This is a genomic window from Mesorhizobium maamorense (genome assembly GCF_044998965.1).
In the GTDB taxonomy this organism is placed as follows: Bacteria; Pseudomonadota; Alphaproteobacteria; order Rhizobiales; family Rhizobiaceae; genus Mesorhizobium.
Window position 1 is genome coordinate 2,188,590 of record NZ_CP173356.1, and the last position, 14,785, is coordinate 2,203,374.

Sequence of the window (14,785 nt, forward strand, 5' to 3'; positions counted from 1 at the left end):
GATGTCGGACATCCTGCGCAAGATCGAGGCCTACAAGCGCGACGAGATCGCGACGGCCAAGGCGCGCGTGCCGCTGGCCGAGATCAAGGCGCGGGCAAAAGATGCGGACGCGCCGCGCGGCTTTCTCACGGCACTTGAGGCGAAGCGCAGATCCGGCGGCTTCGCTCTGATCGCCGAGATCAAGAAGGCAAGCCCGTCCAAGGGCTTGATCCGCGCCGACTTCGATCCGCCAGCGCTCGCACGGGCCTATGCAAAAGGCGGCGCCGCCTGTCTTTCGGTGCTGACCGACGCACCGTCCTTCCAGGGCGCGCCGGAATTTCTCACCAAGGCAAGAGCCGCCGTCACCCTGCCCGCGCTGCGCAAGGATTTTCTGTTCGATCCTTATCAGGTCCATGAAGCTCGCGCCTGGGGGGCGGACGCCATCCTGATCATCATGGCCAGCGTCGATGACCATTTGGCGAGCGAGCTTGAAGCGACGGCATTCGAACTCGGCATGGATGCGCTGATCGAGGTCCACGACGAGGCTGAGACGGAGCGCGCACTGAAGCTGTCGTCGCAATTAATCGGCATCAACAACCGTAATCTGCGGACATTCGAGACCCGTCTCGAAACCTCGGAACGACTGCGGGCGATGGTGCCGCAAGGTTACTTGCTGGTCAGCGAAAGCGGCATCTTCTCTCATGACGACTGCCTCAGATTGCAAAAGAGCGACATCGGCACCTTCCTGGTCGGCGAAAGTTTGATGCGCCAGCAGGATGTGACCGCGGCAACGCGCGCGCTGCTCACCGGCAAGGCAGCGGCCGAGGCTGTCTGACGATGACGGCCGCCCTCACCCATCTCGGCGCGCAGGGCCAGGCCAACATGGTCGATGTCGGCGGCAAGGACGAAACGACGCGCACCGCTGTCGCCGAGGGTTTCGTCTCGATGCGGCCCGAGACGCTGAAGATGATCCTGGCCGGCAATGCCAAGAAAGGCGATGTGCTGGGCACCGCGCGCATAGCCGGCATCATGGCAGCGAAGAAGACGCATGAGTTGATCCCGCTCTGCCATCCGCTGCTCTTGACCAAGGTCTCCGTCGACATTGAGCCCGATCCTGCCCTGCCCGGACTGAAGATCATTGCGCTGGCGCGCGTCACCGGCAAGACCGGCGTCGAGATGGAAGCGCTCACCGCGGCTTCGGTTGCCTGCCTGACCATTTACGACATGGCCAAGGCGGTCGACCGTGCCATGATCATCACCGGCATCCGGTTGGTCGAAAAGACCGGCGGCAAGTCGGGCGACTACAAAGCCGCTGGCGAAGATGGGGCGGTCGCCTGATGGCGCTGCTTCCGGTCGCAGCAGCGCTCGAACGCCTGCTGGAGGGTGCTGCGCCGCTTGCGAGCGAAAGCGTTTCGCTCCTCGAGGCCGTGGATCGCGTTCTCGCGGAACCGGTGGTGGCGTTGCGCACCCAACCGCCCTTCAACGCCTCTGCCATGGACGGATACGCGGTCCGTGCTGTCGATGTCGCGTCCGTGCCGTCCCGGCTTTCGGTGATGGGCGTGGCGGCGGCCGGGCGCGGCTTTGACGGCGCCGTCGGCAAGGCGCAGGCCGTGCGCATCTTCACCGGTGCTCCGCTGCCGCAAGGCGCAGACACCATCGTCATCCAGGAAAACGTTCGTGACCTCGGCGGCGGCAGCATCGAGGTGGTCGAACCGACGGCCGAGGGGCGCAACATCCGCCGCTTCGGGCTCGATTTCTCCGAGGGCGACATTCTGCTGGAAAAAGGCCGCGTGCTCGATCCGGCAGCACTGTCGCTTGTCGCCTCGGCCAACCATCCCCGGGTGGGCGTCGTAAAGCGGCCGCTGGTTGCCATCATCGCCACCGGCGACGAGCTGCTGCCGCCCGGCAGCGAACTCGGCCCCGACCAGATCATTTCGTCAAACGCCTATGGCGTCGCCGCCGCCGCGCAATCGGTCGGCGCGCATGCGCTTGATCTCGGCATTGCCGCTGATCGCGAGGAAGCCATCGCGGCGCTGGTCAGGAAAGCGGTCGCGGCCGGCGCTGATGTCATCGTCACGCTTGGCGGCGCCTCGGTCGGCGACCACGATCTGATCCATGACGTGCTGACCGGCGAAGGCATGACGCTCGGTTTCTGGAAGATCGCCATGCGTCCCGGCAAGCCGCTGATGTTCGGCCGCCTCGGCGACATCAGGTGCATCGGCCTGCCCGGCAATCCGGTGGCGAGCCTCGTCTGCTCGCAACTGTTCCTGAAACCGCTCCTGGCACGCCTCGGCGGCCGCGATTTCCGGCAAGATATTCGTCAGGCAAGGCTGGGCGCCGCCATGCAGGCCAATGATCTGCGCCAGGACTATGTGCGGGCGGTGGTCAGGCAAGAGGCCGGCATGCTGGTTGCAACCCCTTTCAGCATCCAGGATTCCTCGATGCTGAGGATGCTGGCCGACGCCAACGGACTGATCGTGCGCGAGCCGTTTGCGTCCGCCGCGGCTGTGGGAGACGCTTGCAGCGTTCTCATGTTGAGGTGAATATTCACCGTATAACCAGCTGATTCTAGCGACAAATCAGATTGTTGACTCCGCTAGCAAAACTCGTGTCAGCGGATGCGCCGGATCGGCCAGGCCTTCGACAATGTCGTAATGATGTCGGTCCGGCTCGACCACCGCGCTCGTGATGGCACCAAGCCCTGTCCAGATATTGGCCAGCAAGGCGTTCTGGCGCAAGAACTCGGACCGCTCGCCGCCTCCGGCCCAGCACGTGACGCGAGCGCCATCCATGGGCCGCAGCAGCGCCGGGCTTTCCGTCAGCGCCTCGGCTTCATCGATTTTCAGCGCCGCGTTCATGCCGGTGCGCATAAGCGGACGCAGGTCATGCAGGCCCGAAATCGAAACGACGTGGCGTACGCGCCTTGCCACGCCGGCCGCCAGGGGCGTTGATGTCGTCGCCATGCGGCTGGCGAGATGGCCGCCGGCCGAATGCCCGGTCAGCATAAGCGGTCCCCCGACCATCGCCGCCGCCTTGCCGATCGCCGCGCCGATCTCGTGGGAGATGCCGGCGATGCGTATGGCGGGGCAGAGCGTATAGGACGGCATCGCCACGGCAAAGCCGCTGTCAACCGAGCCCCTGGCGAGATGCGACCAGCTATCCTTGTCGGACTCCAGCCAGTAGCCGCCATGGATGAACACGACGAGCCCCTTGGGTGCCCCGGCGGGAAGGAAGAGATCGAGCCGGTTGCGCGGCCTGTCGCCATAGGCGATGTCGAGCTGAGCCCTGCCCTTTGCAGCAAGCGCATCGCGAAATGCCTGCGCCGGTTCGACCCATGCAGCTGGCCAGCGATCGCTGCCGGCGATGTTGGCGCCGTTGGCGTAGGCATTGTCCCAATCGGCAATGCGATGTTCGAGCATCGGCACCCTCCCCCGGACGGCATCGTTTCAGCCGATAGCAATGGCGATCGACAGCGGCAACGTCAATGCTCCGGGGGCAAAACATTTTAGGCTTGAAACAAATTTCGACTGGTGCGATCCTGTGCCTTGTTCAGCGATGGGCGTGAGGCAGACAGGGGCAGCCGAAAATGCTTGGGCCATCAGCGCATATCGACACGTTCACGCGCGATAACCTGCCGCCGCCGGATCAATGGCCGGACTTCCTGCTCGACGGCTTCGACTATCCCGAACGGCTCAATGCCGGCGTCGAACTGACCGACAGGCTGGTCGAGAAAGGGTTGGGCGACCACACCGCGCTGATCGGCAACGGCCGCCGCCGCACCTACAAGGAATTATCCGACTGGACGAACAGGCTGGCGCATGCGCTGGTCGAGAATTACGGCGTCAAGCCAGGCAACCGGGTGCTGATCCGCTCGGCCAACAACCCCGCAATGGTGGCCTGCTGGCTGGCCGCCACCAAGGTCGGCGCCGTCGTGGTCAACACGATGCCGATGCTGCGCGCCGGCGAACTCGCCAAGATCGTCGACAAGGCCGAAATCACCACAGCGCTGTGCGACACCAGGCTGATGGACGAGATGACCGCCTGCGCCAAGGACAGCGCGTTCCTCAAGCAGGTCATCGGCTTCGACGGCACCGCCAACCACGACGCCGAACTCGATCGCGCCGCCCTCGACAAGCCCGTGACGTTTACCGCGGTGCAGACCGGGCGTGACGACGTCGCCCTGCTCGGCTTCACCTCAGGCACGACAGGCGTGCCGAAGGCGACGATGCATTTTCACCGCGACCTCCTGATCATCGCCGACGCCTACGCCCGCGAGATCCTGCAGGTGACGCCTGACGACATCTTCGTCGGCTCGCCGCCCCTGGCCTTCACCTTTGGCCTTGGCGGGCTCGCCATCTTCCCGCTGCGTTTCGGCGCCGCGGCGACGCTGCTGGAACAGGCAACGCCGCCCAACATGGTCCACATCATCGAAACCTACAAAGCGACGATCTCCTTCACCGCGCCCACCGCCTATCGCGCAATGCTCAAGGCCATGGACGAAGGGGCCGATTTATCGTCGCTGCGCGTCGCCGTTTCGGCCGGCGAGACCTTGCCCGCGCCGGTCTTCGAGGAATGGACTGAGAAAACCGGAAAGCCGATCCTTGACGGCATCGGCGCCACGGAAATGCTGCATATTTTCATCTCCAACCGCTTCGATGACATGAAGCCTGCCTCCACCGGCAAGGCCGTTGGCGGCTATCAGGCGCGCGTCGTCGACGACGAAATGCGCGAAGTGCCGCGCGGCACCGCGGGCAGGCTCGCGGTGCGGGGACCGACCGGCTGCCGCTACATGGCCGATGCCAGGCAGAGCGACTATGTCCGCGACGGGTGGAACCTCACCGGCGACACGTTCTGGCAGGACGAGGACGGTTTTTTCCACTTCGCAGCGCGCTCCGACGACATGATCGTCAGTGCCGGCTACAACATCGCCGGCCCAGAGGTCGAAGCGGCGCTGCTGGCGCATGCCGATGTCGCCGAATGCGCGGTGGTCGGCGCCGAGGATGCCGAGCGCGGCCAGATCGTCGAGGCTCATGTGGTGCTCGTGCAAGGCGTGGCGCCAGACGCAATGACCGTCAAGCGTCTGCAGGATCACGTCAAGGCCACGATCGCGCCCTACAAATATCCGCGCTCGGTAAAATTCATCGCCGCTTTGCCCAAGACGCAGACCGGCAAGATCCAGCGCTTCCGGCTGCGCGCGGAGAAGATCAATTGAGCAAGCCCTACGACCCGTCCGCCGAGGGCGCGGAAATGTCGTTCAAGGAGCGCATGTCCTACAGCGACTATCTGCATCTGGAAAAGGTGCTCGAGGCGCAGGAGCCGCTTTCGTCAGCCCATGACGAGATGCTGTTCATCATCCAGCACCAGACCTCGGAGCTCTGGATGAAGCTCGCGCTGCACGAAATCGGCGCAGCAATCCGCTCCATCCGCGCAGACCGTCTCGAACCGAGCTTCAAGATGCTTTCGCGTGTCGCCCGCATCTTCGAGCAGCTCAACAATGCCTGGGACGTGCTGCGCACCATGACGCCCAGTGAATACACCGAGTTTCGCGATGCGCTCGGCCAGTCCTCGGGCTTCCAGTCCTGGCAGTACCGTGCCATCGAGTTCGTGGCCGGCAACCGCAATCTCGCAATGCTCGGACCGCACAAGCACCGGCCGGACCTCAGCGAGAAACTGGAGGCGATTCTGGCGCAACCGTCGCTCTACGACGAGACGCTGCTGCTGCTCGCCCGCAACGGCTTCGACATCGGCGCCGACGCAAGGCGTACGGACTGGCGCGAAACGCGGACCGAGAACGAAGAGGTCCTTGTCGCCTGGCAGACCATCTACCGCGACCCGCAGCGCTACTGGATGTTCTACGAACTCGCCGAGAAGCTGGTCGACTTCGAGGATTATTTCCGCCGTTGGCGCTTCAACCACGTCACCACGGTCGAGCGCATCATCGGCATGAAGCGCGGCACCGGCGGCACATCGGGCGCGTCCTACCTGAAGAAGATGCTGGAGGTGGAGTTGTTCCCGGAGCTGTGGAAGGTCCGCACCCGGCTCTGACGTAGCTTTGCCGACTGCATATCGTTATCCCGAAACCGCTGCGCTTTTCTGAGCGAGAGGCTCTTAAGTCACCGCCGCCTTGACGGCGAAACGCGCCTCCTGCCAGGCGTCCGTGCGCAAAATGTCTTCCAGCACCTCGACCGCCTGCCAGACATCGACATAGCCGACATAAAGCGGCGTGAAGCCGAAGCGAATCGTGGATGGCGCGCGGAAATCGCCGATCACGCCGCGCTCGATCAAGGCCCGCATCACCTGATAGCCATGCGGGTGGAGGAACGAAACCTGGCTGCCGCGCTCATTGCCGTCGCGCGGGCTTTCGAGTTCGAGGCCGTAGGCGCCGCATTTTGCCTCGACGAGCTGGATGAACAGATCGGTCAATGCGATGCTCTTCCTGCGCACCTCTCCCATGTCGACGTCGTTCCAGACATCGAGCGCCCCTTTGAGCGCGCGCATCGACAGCACAGGCTGCGTGCCGCAGAGAAACCGGCGGATGCCTGTGTCGGCAGCAAAACCCTGTTCGAAGGCGAAAGGCCGCACATGGCCCCACCAGCCGCTGAGCGGCTGGCGGACATCGCCATGGTGGCGCTCGGCCGCGTAGATGAAGGCCGGGGCACCTGGGCCGCCATTGAGATATTTGTAGGTGCAGCCGACGGCGAAATCGGCGTTCAAACGGTCGAGCTCGACCGGCAAGGCGCCGGCGGTATGGCAGAGATCCCAGACGATCAGCGCGCCGGCATCATGTGCCCTGCGCGTCAGCGCGGCCATGTCGCGCAGCTGCCCGGATTTGTAGTTGACGTGGTTGATCAGGATGACCGCGACCCTCTCGTCGATCAGTTCTTCTATGGTCGGTGCATCGACACCCTCGAGCCGCAGCACCGTGCCCGGCCGCGTCGAGGCAACGCCTTCGGCCATATAGAGATCGGTCGGAAAGCTGTCCCCCTCGGCGACGATGACTGACCTGTCCGGCCGCATCCCGAGTGCCGCATGCAGCACCTTGTAGATGTTGATCGAGGTGGTATCGCAGACCACCGTCTGGCCGGCGGCGGCCTCGATCAGGCGCCCGAGTTGGTCGCCGAGTTCGACCGGCATGTCGAACCAGCCGGCGGTGTTCCAGGCGCGGATGAGATCCTGCGCCCACTCCTGCGTGGCGGCCTTCTGCAGCTCGCCGAACACGGCGGGCGAAGCGGCGCCCAGCGAATTGCCGTCGAGATAGATCACCCCCTGGGGCAAGGTGAAGCGGTCACGCATGGCACGCAGCGGATCCGCGGTGTCCATTGCCTCGATCGCTGCGAGATCGGGAATTTTGCTCATGGTCGCGATGTTCCTCGGTGAGAAGAGCGCCCTGGAAACGGGCCGGCTGTTTTGCCGCCCGGGCAAGGGCTGGCCGCATAGAGGCGCAAGAACAGGGTGAACGCCCGGTTCGATCTTTGCTCGATTTCCGCCCGAGGCAGTTCCTCGAGCACCCCAACGATCCGGCGAACCTGGAGATCGCCGATCAAAAGACTGATGTAGATGTCGGCGGCTTCGGCAGGATCGTCACAGGCGATCAGGCCGGCCCGACTTGCGGTTCGAAGCAGGTCGCCAACAAGCGGCATTATGGTATTGCGGCCGAATTGCGCGATCGATTGGCCAAGCGTGCCTGTATCGTTGACGTCGCCGGCCGCGGCGCGATTGAGCGCCACCGCCTTGTCGCCCGTCACGAGGGTCAGCAGGACTGGCCCGAGCAAGTTCAGGGTTTCGAGCGGATCGCGCGCCTGGTGAAGGGCGTCCTCCAGCAGCTTCCTTGCCTCTCCGCATTGGCTTCGATCAAGGATCGAAACAGGGTCTGCTTGTTGCCGTACCAGTTGTAGAGGGTTTCGTTCGAGGCCGATGCCCGCTTGGCGATAGCAAGCAGGGAGGCGCTCTTGTAGCCGGTTTCCCGGAGCACCGCATAGGCGGCCTCCTCTATCCGTTCGCGTCGCGCGGCCTGCTTCGGCGTGGTCATTGGTGTTCCTCTTCGAAAACCGTACATTATTATACGGTTTCGTCAAGCGAACGGGAAGCAAGGAGCGAGCGAACGCAGCCCATCGCGACCAGTGGTGGTGCCTCGTCGTTTTCCGGCAGGAAGTTGGCATTTTGGTTTCGTTTCGTTCACGAGCCGCAGGGGTTTTTAATCCGCCCAAACGCACCCCGCACCTGCCGGTCACCCAGCTTGCAGGCTTGTGCCAAGAGTGGAGACGGTCGGGCCACAGGCCATTAACCAAAATAGTCTCAAAGGGCCCGGGAGCGCATTGACGACGGACCGCGCTGGCAGGATGCTGGCTGCGGGAGGGCATTTCGTTTCCGTCGCCTTAACAAATTCATTAAACTTTAAATGGTTGCGGAACACAACTGGAACAGATAGTGTTTGTTCTGGGTTTGTTTTCTGATTCTGGTTCCAGACCCTTCGTGCAATGCCTTTGGGGGCCGCCATGCTCACGCGCAAGCAACATGAACTCTTGATGTTCATCCATGAACGGCTGAAGGAAAGCGGCATTCCGCCGTCCTTCGACGAGATGAAGGAAGCGCTGGACCTCGCCTCCAAGTCGGGAATTCATCGGCTGATCACGGCGTTGGAGGAGCGCGGCTTCATTCGCCGCCTGCCCAACCGGGCGCGCGCGCTGGAGGTGCTGCGCCTGCCGGACTCGATCGCGCCGGGTCTTAACGCGGCAAAGAAGTTCTCCCCGAGCGTCATCCAGGGCAGCCTCGGACAGGGCAGCAGCCCTAGCCGGCAGATCAAGCCGGCGACGTCTTCGCGTCTGCCCGCTGCCGGCAATGACGACGATGCGGTTTCAGCGGTGTCGATCCCGGTCATGGGTCGCATCGCAGCGGGTGTGCCGATCGACGCCATCCAGCATCAGACGCATTCCATTTCAGTGCCGCCTGACATGATCATGGGCGGCGAACACTATGCGCTGGAGGTCAAGGGCGATTCGATGATCGAGGCCGGCATTTTCGACGGCGACACGGTCATCATCCGCAATGCCGACACCGCAAGTCCCGGCGAGATCATCGTGGCCCTGGTGGACGAGGAGGAAGCAACGCTGAAGCGCTTCCGCCGAAAGGGTGCTTCGATTGCGCTCGAGGCTGCCAATCCGGCCTATGAAACACGTATTTTCGGACCGGACAGGGTCAAGGTGCAAGGCAAGCTGGTCGGCCTGATCAGGCGCTACTGAGCGGGGTCGGCGGTGGGCTTTTCGGGTTTACGGTAAGGCGGCAGTCCCCTTGCCTCGCGTGAGAATTTTCGCTGTTCGTGCCAAGGCCGATATGGCCTGTCGACGGCAAAGCTGACCCGTCCCGGTGCCGTCGCCGATTGCCGGTCGAAGAAGACGGCGGCACTTCCCTTACGAGCGAGCTGCCGCTTGGTGATAACGAGAACCAGCGGATTGTGGCAGGGGTCGTAGCCCGCGGGGTCGTTGATGACGATCAGATCCGCATAGGAGCAGGCCCTCCAGGCGTCCTTGCGATCCTCCACCTGCGCGATGATCGCCCCCGAGGTATGCCGGGCCATGCACAGGCCCGTGAAGCAATAGAAAGGCGCTCCCGCCGGAAGTTGCGCGGGATCGAAGATGTCGAACTGTCGGTCTCCGCTGTCGAACAGTTCCGGCGCAACGATGGTTTCGGACTTCAGCGCCCGTTTCCAGTTATCGACGGTGAATTCGTTCGGGCGCGCCCGGTTGATCGCGAGCTCGCCGCCGCCGATCGGCAGTGCCACCAGGCGAGCATCCTCCGAAATCAGCACGTCCGGCGTGCGCGTGTCCGAGACGGTCAACAGACCGGCGAGCGCGAAGGGAAGTGCCGCCAGCCGCAGCCATGTCGTGGCCATCGTCGCGATGACCAGAGCGATCGCCACCAGAAGGACGGATTGCTGCGAAATCAACCCGACCGCGTCGACCGGCGAGCGTTGCGAGATCCATCCTGATATGGCGATCATCGCGGTCAGTCCCTTGCCCATCAGATAAAGGGATGGTCCATCGAACCCGAACGGCATCAGCAGCGCGCTGGCAACCGCAAGGAACATCACGACCGAAACGATCGGCATGACGGCAAGATTGGCGAACAGGCTGAGCGGCGACACGCGCTGGAAATGCCAGATGGCGAAAAGCGCCGTGGCGCTTCCCGCGATAATCGAGGTCATCGCCAGCCCACCTGTCGCCAGCAGCAATTTTCGCGTCAGCAGGCCAGGCAAGGTCCGTTGCGGCGGCGGGGTCCGCGCTTTGTCGGCTTTGCGATCCGACCAGCCGGCATAGGCGCCGACCAGGGCCGCGGTGGCGGCGAACGACATCTGGAAGCTCGGCCCTACCACCTCGTGCGGCGACACCACGATGACGGCGATCGCCGAAATAGCCAGATTGCGCATGGTGAGTGCCGCCCGATCGAACAGAACGGCGATCAGCATCACCGCCAGCATGATGAAGCTGCGTTCGGCGGCGACAACGACGCCCGAAATGACGAGGTAGGCGGCGATCGAGAAAAGTGCCGCCGCGGCCGCGTATTTCTTGACCGGCCGGCGGGAGGAAAAATTCGGGAACAGCGCGAAGCCGCCACGCAGCAGACCCATGACCGTGCCGGCGACCAGCGCCATGTGCAGCCCGGAAATTGAGATGATGTGGTAGATGCCGGTGCGTCGCATCGCTTCATTGATCTCGTCGGGGATCCCGGCGCGCACACCCACGATCAGCGCCGCGGCGATCTCGCCCTCGGCACCGCCGATGCTGCCCCTGATATGGTCGGCAATGCTTTCGCGAGCACTCTCGATGGCGGCTGAAAGGGCGGCCCACAGCGGCCTGTCATCGGCTGAGACGATTTTGGGGTTGCCGAGAAAGAAGCCGCTGGCGCCTATGCCGGCGAAGTAGCTGTCGAAGGAAAAGTCGTAGCTGTCCGGCCGCACCGGTCCGGTCGGCGGCAACAGCCTGGCATAGCCGGTCACGAGCGAACCGGCCGTCACTTCAGCCGGCACCTTGCGTGCCGAAAGGCGAACGCGCTCCGGCGCGTAGAGTAGTTTCGGCCGCGCGGTCGATGTCACATCGATGGTCAGCCGGATGCGCCCGGTCTCCATCTGGTCGACCGAAACGACGCGGCCGGTGATTTGCGTGGAGATTTCCGAGCCCAGCATCCGCGTTCCCGCTCGCCACGTCTCGACTTTGCCGGCGAGCATGCCGAGCGCGCACAACAGCGCCGCCATGAAGCACAGATGCGTTTTCGGCCATGAGCGTGAAACGAGCGCGCACAGCGACATCAGGATCGCGACCGCGACAGGCTTGGCAAAGCCCGGCTCCGCCGCCAGCGAAAAATAGGCGATCGATCCGCATGCCAGGAACACCGGGACGAGCAGGAAGGCTATGCCCCGATCGAGTTCGAGCTCGGACGCTCTGGCCACGCCGTTGCGCAGACGAGGCCATGAAGCACGGCCGAACTCACGGCGCAGACGCACGGCCGCGCCGGCTGCGGGAATGCCGGGCGGCGTGGAAACATCCGCCGGCGGCGACTTGCCCGGCTGCTGTAGGGGCGGCAACGCCAGCGGCAATGAGGCGGGCGCGGGCATGGCAAAAAGAGAGCGTTCGCTGACGCCGGCAACGACGTCCTCGCCTTCCTCCGCGCCCCGGCCCGCTCCAGCCATCGGGTCTGCCCCTTGCGCCCTCGACACCCTATGCTACATGAACGCGCGACGCGCGAAAGTGCGTGTGATCCGCACCCCGCTCCAGACGTTTCCCGAGAGTTGTATGTCCGACAAGGTTGTCACCCGTTTTGCCCCCTCGCCCACCGGCTACCTGCACATCGGCGGCGCGCGTACGGCGCTTTTCAACTGGCTCTACGCCAAGCACACCGGCGGTACGATGCTGCTGCGCATCGAGGACACCGACCGCGAGCGCTCCACCGATGCGGCGACAGCAGCCATTCTCGAAGGACTGACTTGGCTCGGCCTCACCTGGGACGGCGACGCCGTCTCGCAGTTCGAGCGCGCGCCGCGCCATCGCGAGGTGGCCGAAGAGCTGGTGCGCATGGGCAAGGCTTACTACAGCTACGAGACCCCTGCCGAGCTTGAGGCAATGCGCGACGCGGCGCGGGCCAAGGGCCTGCCGCCGCGCTATGACGGAAGCTGGCGTGACCGCGACCCCTCGCAGGCGCCTCCTGGCGTCAAGGGCGCGATCCGCATCAAGGCGCCGACCAAGGGCGAGACGGTGGTGCATGACCGTGTCCAGGGCGACGTGCGCTTTCCCAACAAGGATCTGGACGACTTCATCATCCTGCGCTCGGACGGCAATCCGACCTACATGCATGCCGTCGTCGTCGACGATCACGACATGGGCGTCACCCACATCATCCGTGGCGACGACCACCTGACCAATGCCGCCCGCCAGACCGTGATCTACATCGCCATGGGCTGGGATGTGCCTTCAATGTCGCACATACCGCTGATCCACGGCGCCGACGGCGCCAAGCTGTCGAAGCGGCACGGCGCGCTGGGCGTGGAGGCCTACCGCGCCATGGGCTACCTGCCCGAAGCGCTGCTGAACTATCTGGCTCGGCTCGGCTGGAGCCACGGCGACGATGAGATCATGTCGATCCAGGACATGATCGCATGGTTCGACATCGGCGATGTGAACAAGGGCGCCGCCCGCTTCGATTTCGCCAAGCTGGAGGCGCTAAACGGCGTCCACATGCGCCGCATGGGCGATGCCGAGCTGTTCGATATCTTCATTGCCACCTTGCCCTATCTCGAGGGCGGCCCGGCGATGGCCGCACGCCTCGACGACCGGAACAGGGCGCAGTTGCTGGCAGCGCTGCCGGGCCTGAAGGAGCGCGCCAAGACGCTGGTCGAACTCGTCGATGGCGCTGCCTTCCTGTTTGCCGCGCGGCCGTTGCCGATCGATGAGAAGGCAGCCCTGCTGCTCAATGACGATGCGCGCAAGGTCCTGCGTGGCGCTCACGACGCGCTCGAGGCGGTTTCAGGCGACTGGACGGCGGCCTCGGCTGAAGCCGCGATCCGCGACTATGCGACGGCCGGCGGCTACAAGCTCGGCGCCGTCGCCCAGCCCTTGCGCGCCGCCTTGACAGGCAAGAGCACCTCGCCCGGCGTGTTCGACGTTCTCGCCGTGCTTGGTCGCGAGGAGAGCCTGGCGCGCATCGCCGATCAAATCGATTAGGAGCAATCTGGCCCAAGAAGATTGGCATTGAAAGGCGCGTTTCGCAGTGCAACATTGAGCCTTGGCCCAATCTGGCACGCACTTCCTAAAATGCGGTCGCGATTACGCGCATTCGGTGACTTCGACGTGTCGCTTTGCAGAATTTGCCTTTGCCGGCATGAGGAAACAAGAAGGAGTTTGCAATGACCGAAGCTGCGACAAGACGGGAACTGGGCGGCAAGACCCAGGAAGCCACGGCAAAGCTGGAATTCGCCGGCAAGACGCACGAATTCAAGGTGCGAAGTGGTTCAGTCGGGCCTGACGTCATCGACATCGCCACGCTGTACAGCACCACCGGCGCCTTCACCTACGATCCCGGCTTCACCTCGACGGCAAGCTGCGAGTCCGAGATCACGTTCATCGATGGCGACGCCGGCATTCTCCTGCATCGCGGCTATCCGATCGACCAGTTGGCCGAACATGGCGACTTCCTGGAAGTCTGCTATCTCCTGCTCTACGGCGAACTGCCGACCAAGGCGCAGAAGGACGATTTCGATTACCGCGTGACGCGCCACACCATGGTGCATGAGCAGATGTCGCGCTTCTTCACCGGCTTCCGCCGCGACGCGCATCCGATGGCGGTGATGTGCGGCGTGGTCGGCGCGCTGTCGGCCTTCTATCACGACTCCACCGACATCTCGGATCCTTACCAGCGCATGGTGGCGTCGATGCGGCTGATCGCCAAGATGCCGACGATCGCGGCCATGGCCTACAAATACCATATCGGCCAGCCCTTCATTTACCCGAAGAACGAACTGAATTTCGCCGCCAACTTCCTGCACATGTGCTTTGCCGTGCCATGCGAGGAATACAAGATCAACCCGGTCCTGGCGCGCGCCATGGAGCGCATCTTCATCCTGCACGCCGATCATGAGCAGAACGCTTCGACCTCTACCGTTCGGCTCGCCGGCTCGTCTGGCGCCAATCCGTTCGCCTGCATCGCCGCCGGCATCGCCTGCCTGTGGGGCCCGGCGCATGGCGGCGCCAACGAAGCGGCGCTGAACATGCTCGGCGAGATCGGCCATGTCGATCATATTCCGGAATTCATCGCCCGCGCCAAGGACAAGGACGATCCGTTCCGGCTGATGGGCTTTGGCCACCGCGTCTACAAGAACTACGATCCGCGCGCCAAGATCATGCAGAAGACCGCGCATGAGGTGCTGGGCGAACTCGGCATCAAGGACGATCCGCTGCTCGACATCGCCATGGAACTGGAGAAGATCGCACTCACCGATCCCTATTTCATCGAGAAGAAGCTCTACCCCAATGTCGACTTCTATTCCGGCATCACGCTGAAGGCGCTGGGCTTCCCCACCACCATGTTCACCGTGCTGTTCGCCGTCGCCCGCACCGTCGGCTGGATCGCGCAGTGGAAGGAGATGATTGAGGATCCGCGCCAGAAGATCGGCCGCCCCCGCCAGCTCTACACCGGCGCGCCGGAGCGAGACTACGTGCCGATCGCGAAGCGGTAAAAGGAAGAAGTGAATAAAAGTGAGTAGTCAGTAGTCAGTAGGGAAAGAGCGGTAATCCTACTCACTACTCACTACTCACTACTC

At 63.7% G+C, this 14,785-nt stretch carries 13 protein-coding genes; 8 read left to right on the top strand and 5 right to left on the bottom strand.

The annotated features are described in order from the left end of the window. The first annotated feature begins 1 nt into the window (after position 1). From trpC to glp, 3 genes are read left to right on the top strand one after another with little or no spacing between them, the layout of a single operon-like run. Entirely contained in the window at positions 2–814 is an 813-nt protein-coding gene (gene trpC, locus ACIU1A_RS11335) for an indole-3-glycerol phosphate synthase TrpC (RefSeq protein WP_404927316.1), read from the top strand. Between the two features lie 2 nt (positions 815–816). Beyond that, a complete protein-coding gene (gene moaC, locus ACIU1A_RS11340) occupies positions 817–1,317 on the top strand; it encodes a cyclic pyranopterin monophosphate synthase MoaC (RefSeq protein ID WP_404927317.1) in 501 nt (166 codons plus the stop codon). Beyond that, entirely contained in the window at positions 1,317–2,522 is a 1,206-nt protein-coding gene (glp, locus tag ACIU1A_RS11345) for a gephyrin-like molybdotransferase Glp (RefSeq protein WP_140525226.1), read from the top strand. Before moaC ends, glp begins: the two co-directional genes overlap by 1 nt. Positions 2,523–2,558: 36 nt before the next feature. Here the strand turns inward: glp and ACIU1A_RS11350 are convergent, their stop codons facing one another. Then, positions 2,559–3,398: an alpha/beta hydrolase gene (locus ACIU1A_RS11350; RefSeq protein ID WP_140525227.1), complete on the bottom strand. Its 840-nt coding sequence runs from the start codon at positions 3,396–3,398 to the stop codon at positions 2,559–2,561. 167 nt (positions 3,399–3,565) lie between these two features. On the opposite strand from ACIU1A_RS11350, the gene ACIU1A_RS11355 reads away from it, so the two are divergent. Both ACIU1A_RS11355 and kynA read left to right on the top strand, forming a co-directional pair. After that, positions 3,566–5,191, top strand: coding sequence for an AMP-binding protein (locus ACIU1A_RS11355; RefSeq protein ID WP_140515363.1), 1,626 nt, complete (start codon positions 3,566–3,568; stop codon positions 5,189–5,191). Continuing rightward, positions 5,188–6,024: a tryptophan 2,3-dioxygenase gene (gene kynA, locus ACIU1A_RS11360; protein ID WP_140729157.1), complete on the top strand. Its 837-nt coding sequence runs from the start codon at positions 5,188–5,190 to the stop codon at positions 6,022–6,024. Before ACIU1A_RS11355 ends, kynA begins: the two co-directional genes overlap by 4 nt. A gap of 63 nt (positions 6,025–6,087) precedes the next feature. Here the strand turns inward: kynA and kynU are convergent, their stop codons facing one another. From kynU to ACIU1A_RS11375, 3 genes are read right to left on the bottom strand one after another with little or no spacing between them, the layout of a single operon-like run. Further along, positions 6,088–7,335, bottom strand: coding sequence for a kynureninase (gene kynU, locus ACIU1A_RS11365; protein WP_404927318.1), 1,248 nt, complete (start codon positions 7,333–7,335; stop codon positions 6,088–6,090). Beyond that, complete coding sequence (locus ACIU1A_RS11370) at positions 7,332–7,724, bottom strand: TetR/AcrR family transcriptional regulator C-terminal domain-containing protein (protein WP_404927899.1); 393 nt, start codon at positions 7,722–7,724, stop codon at positions 7,332–7,334. The genes kynU and ACIU1A_RS11370 overlap by 4 nt, the downstream gene beginning before the upstream one ends. A gap of 29 nt (positions 7,725–7,753) precedes the next feature. Beyond that, positions 7,754–8,035: a TetR/AcrR family transcriptional regulator gene (locus ACIU1A_RS11375; protein ID WP_404927319.1), complete on the bottom strand. Its 282-nt coding sequence runs from the start codon at positions 8,033–8,035 to the stop codon at positions 7,754–7,756. Positions 8,036–8,474: 439 nt separating this feature from the next. On the opposite strand from ACIU1A_RS11375, the gene lexA reads away from it, so the two are divergent. After that, positions 8,475–9,218: a transcriptional repressor LexA gene (lexA, locus tag ACIU1A_RS11380; RefSeq protein WP_140498674.1), complete on the top strand. Its 744-nt coding sequence runs from the start codon at positions 8,475–8,477 to the stop codon at positions 9,216–9,218. On the opposite strand, the gene ACIU1A_RS11385 is transcribed toward lexA, so the two are convergent. Then, a complete protein-coding gene (locus tag ACIU1A_RS11385; protein WP_404927320.1) occupies positions 9,212–11,662 on the bottom strand; it encodes a ComEC/Rec2 family competence protein in 2,451 nt (816 codons plus the stop codon). The two genes, lexA and ACIU1A_RS11385, sit on opposite strands and share 7 nt — an antisense overlap. A gap of 103 nt (positions 11,663–11,765) precedes the next feature. Between ACIU1A_RS11385 and gltX the strand changes: the two genes are divergently transcribed. After that, positions 11,766–13,190 carry a glutamate--tRNA ligase gene (gene gltX, locus ACIU1A_RS11390; protein WP_404927321.1) on the top strand — a complete coding sequence of 475 codons (1,425 nt, stop codon included), beginning with the start codon at positions 11,766–11,768 and terminating at the stop codon, positions 13,188–13,190. A gap of 182 nt (positions 13,191–13,372) precedes the next feature. Continuing rightward, positions 13,373–14,701, top strand: coding sequence for a citrate synthase (gltA, locus tag ACIU1A_RS11395; RefSeq protein WP_140498678.1), 1,329 nt, complete (start codon positions 13,373–13,375; stop codon positions 14,699–14,701). Positions 14,702–14,785: the final 84 nt, after the last annotated feature.

Excerpts from the sequence above, each read along its gene's own strand:
- gltX (WP_404927321.1), top strand. The coding sequence starts at position 11,766 with ATGTCCGACAAGGTTGTCACCCGTTTTGCCCCCTCGCCCACCGGCTAC.
- moaC (WP_404927317.1), top strand. The coding sequence starts at position 817 with ATGACGGCCGCCCTCACCCATCTCGGCGCGCAGGGCCAGGCCAACATG.
- kynU (WP_404927318.1), bottom strand. The coding sequence starts at position 7,335 with ATGAGCAAAATTCCCGATCTCGCAGCGATCGAGGCAATGGACACCGCG.
- trpC (WP_404927316.1), top strand. The coding sequence starts at position 2 with ATGTCGGACATCCTGCGCAAGATCGAGGCCTACAAGCGCGACGAGATC.
- gltA (WP_140498678.1), top strand. The coding sequence starts at position 13,373 with ATGACCGAAGCTGCGACAAGACGGGAACTGGGCGGCAAGACCCAGGAA.
- ACIU1A_RS11350 (WP_140525227.1), bottom strand. The coding sequence starts at position 3,398 with ATGCTCGAACATCGCATTGCCGATTGGGACAATGCCTACGCCAACGGC.
- lexA (WP_140498674.1), top strand. The coding sequence starts at position 8,475 with ATGCTCACGCGCAAGCAACATGAACTCTTGATGTTCATCCATGAACGG.
- ACIU1A_RS11355 (WP_140515363.1), top strand. The coding sequence starts at position 3,566 with ATGCTTGGGCCATCAGCGCATATCGACACGTTCACGCGCGATAACCTG.
- glp (WP_140525226.1), top strand. The coding sequence starts at position 1,317 with ATGGCGCTGCTTCCGGTCGCAGCAGCGCTCGAACGCCTGCTGGAGGGT.
- ACIU1A_RS11385 (WP_404927320.1), bottom strand. The coding sequence starts at position 11,662 with ATGGCTGGAGCGGGCCGGGGCGCGGAGGAAGGCGAGGACGTCGTTGCC.
- ACIU1A_RS11375 (WP_404927319.1), bottom strand. The coding sequence starts at position 8,035 with ATGTACGGTTTTCGAAGAGGAACACCAATGACCACGCCGAAGCAGGCC.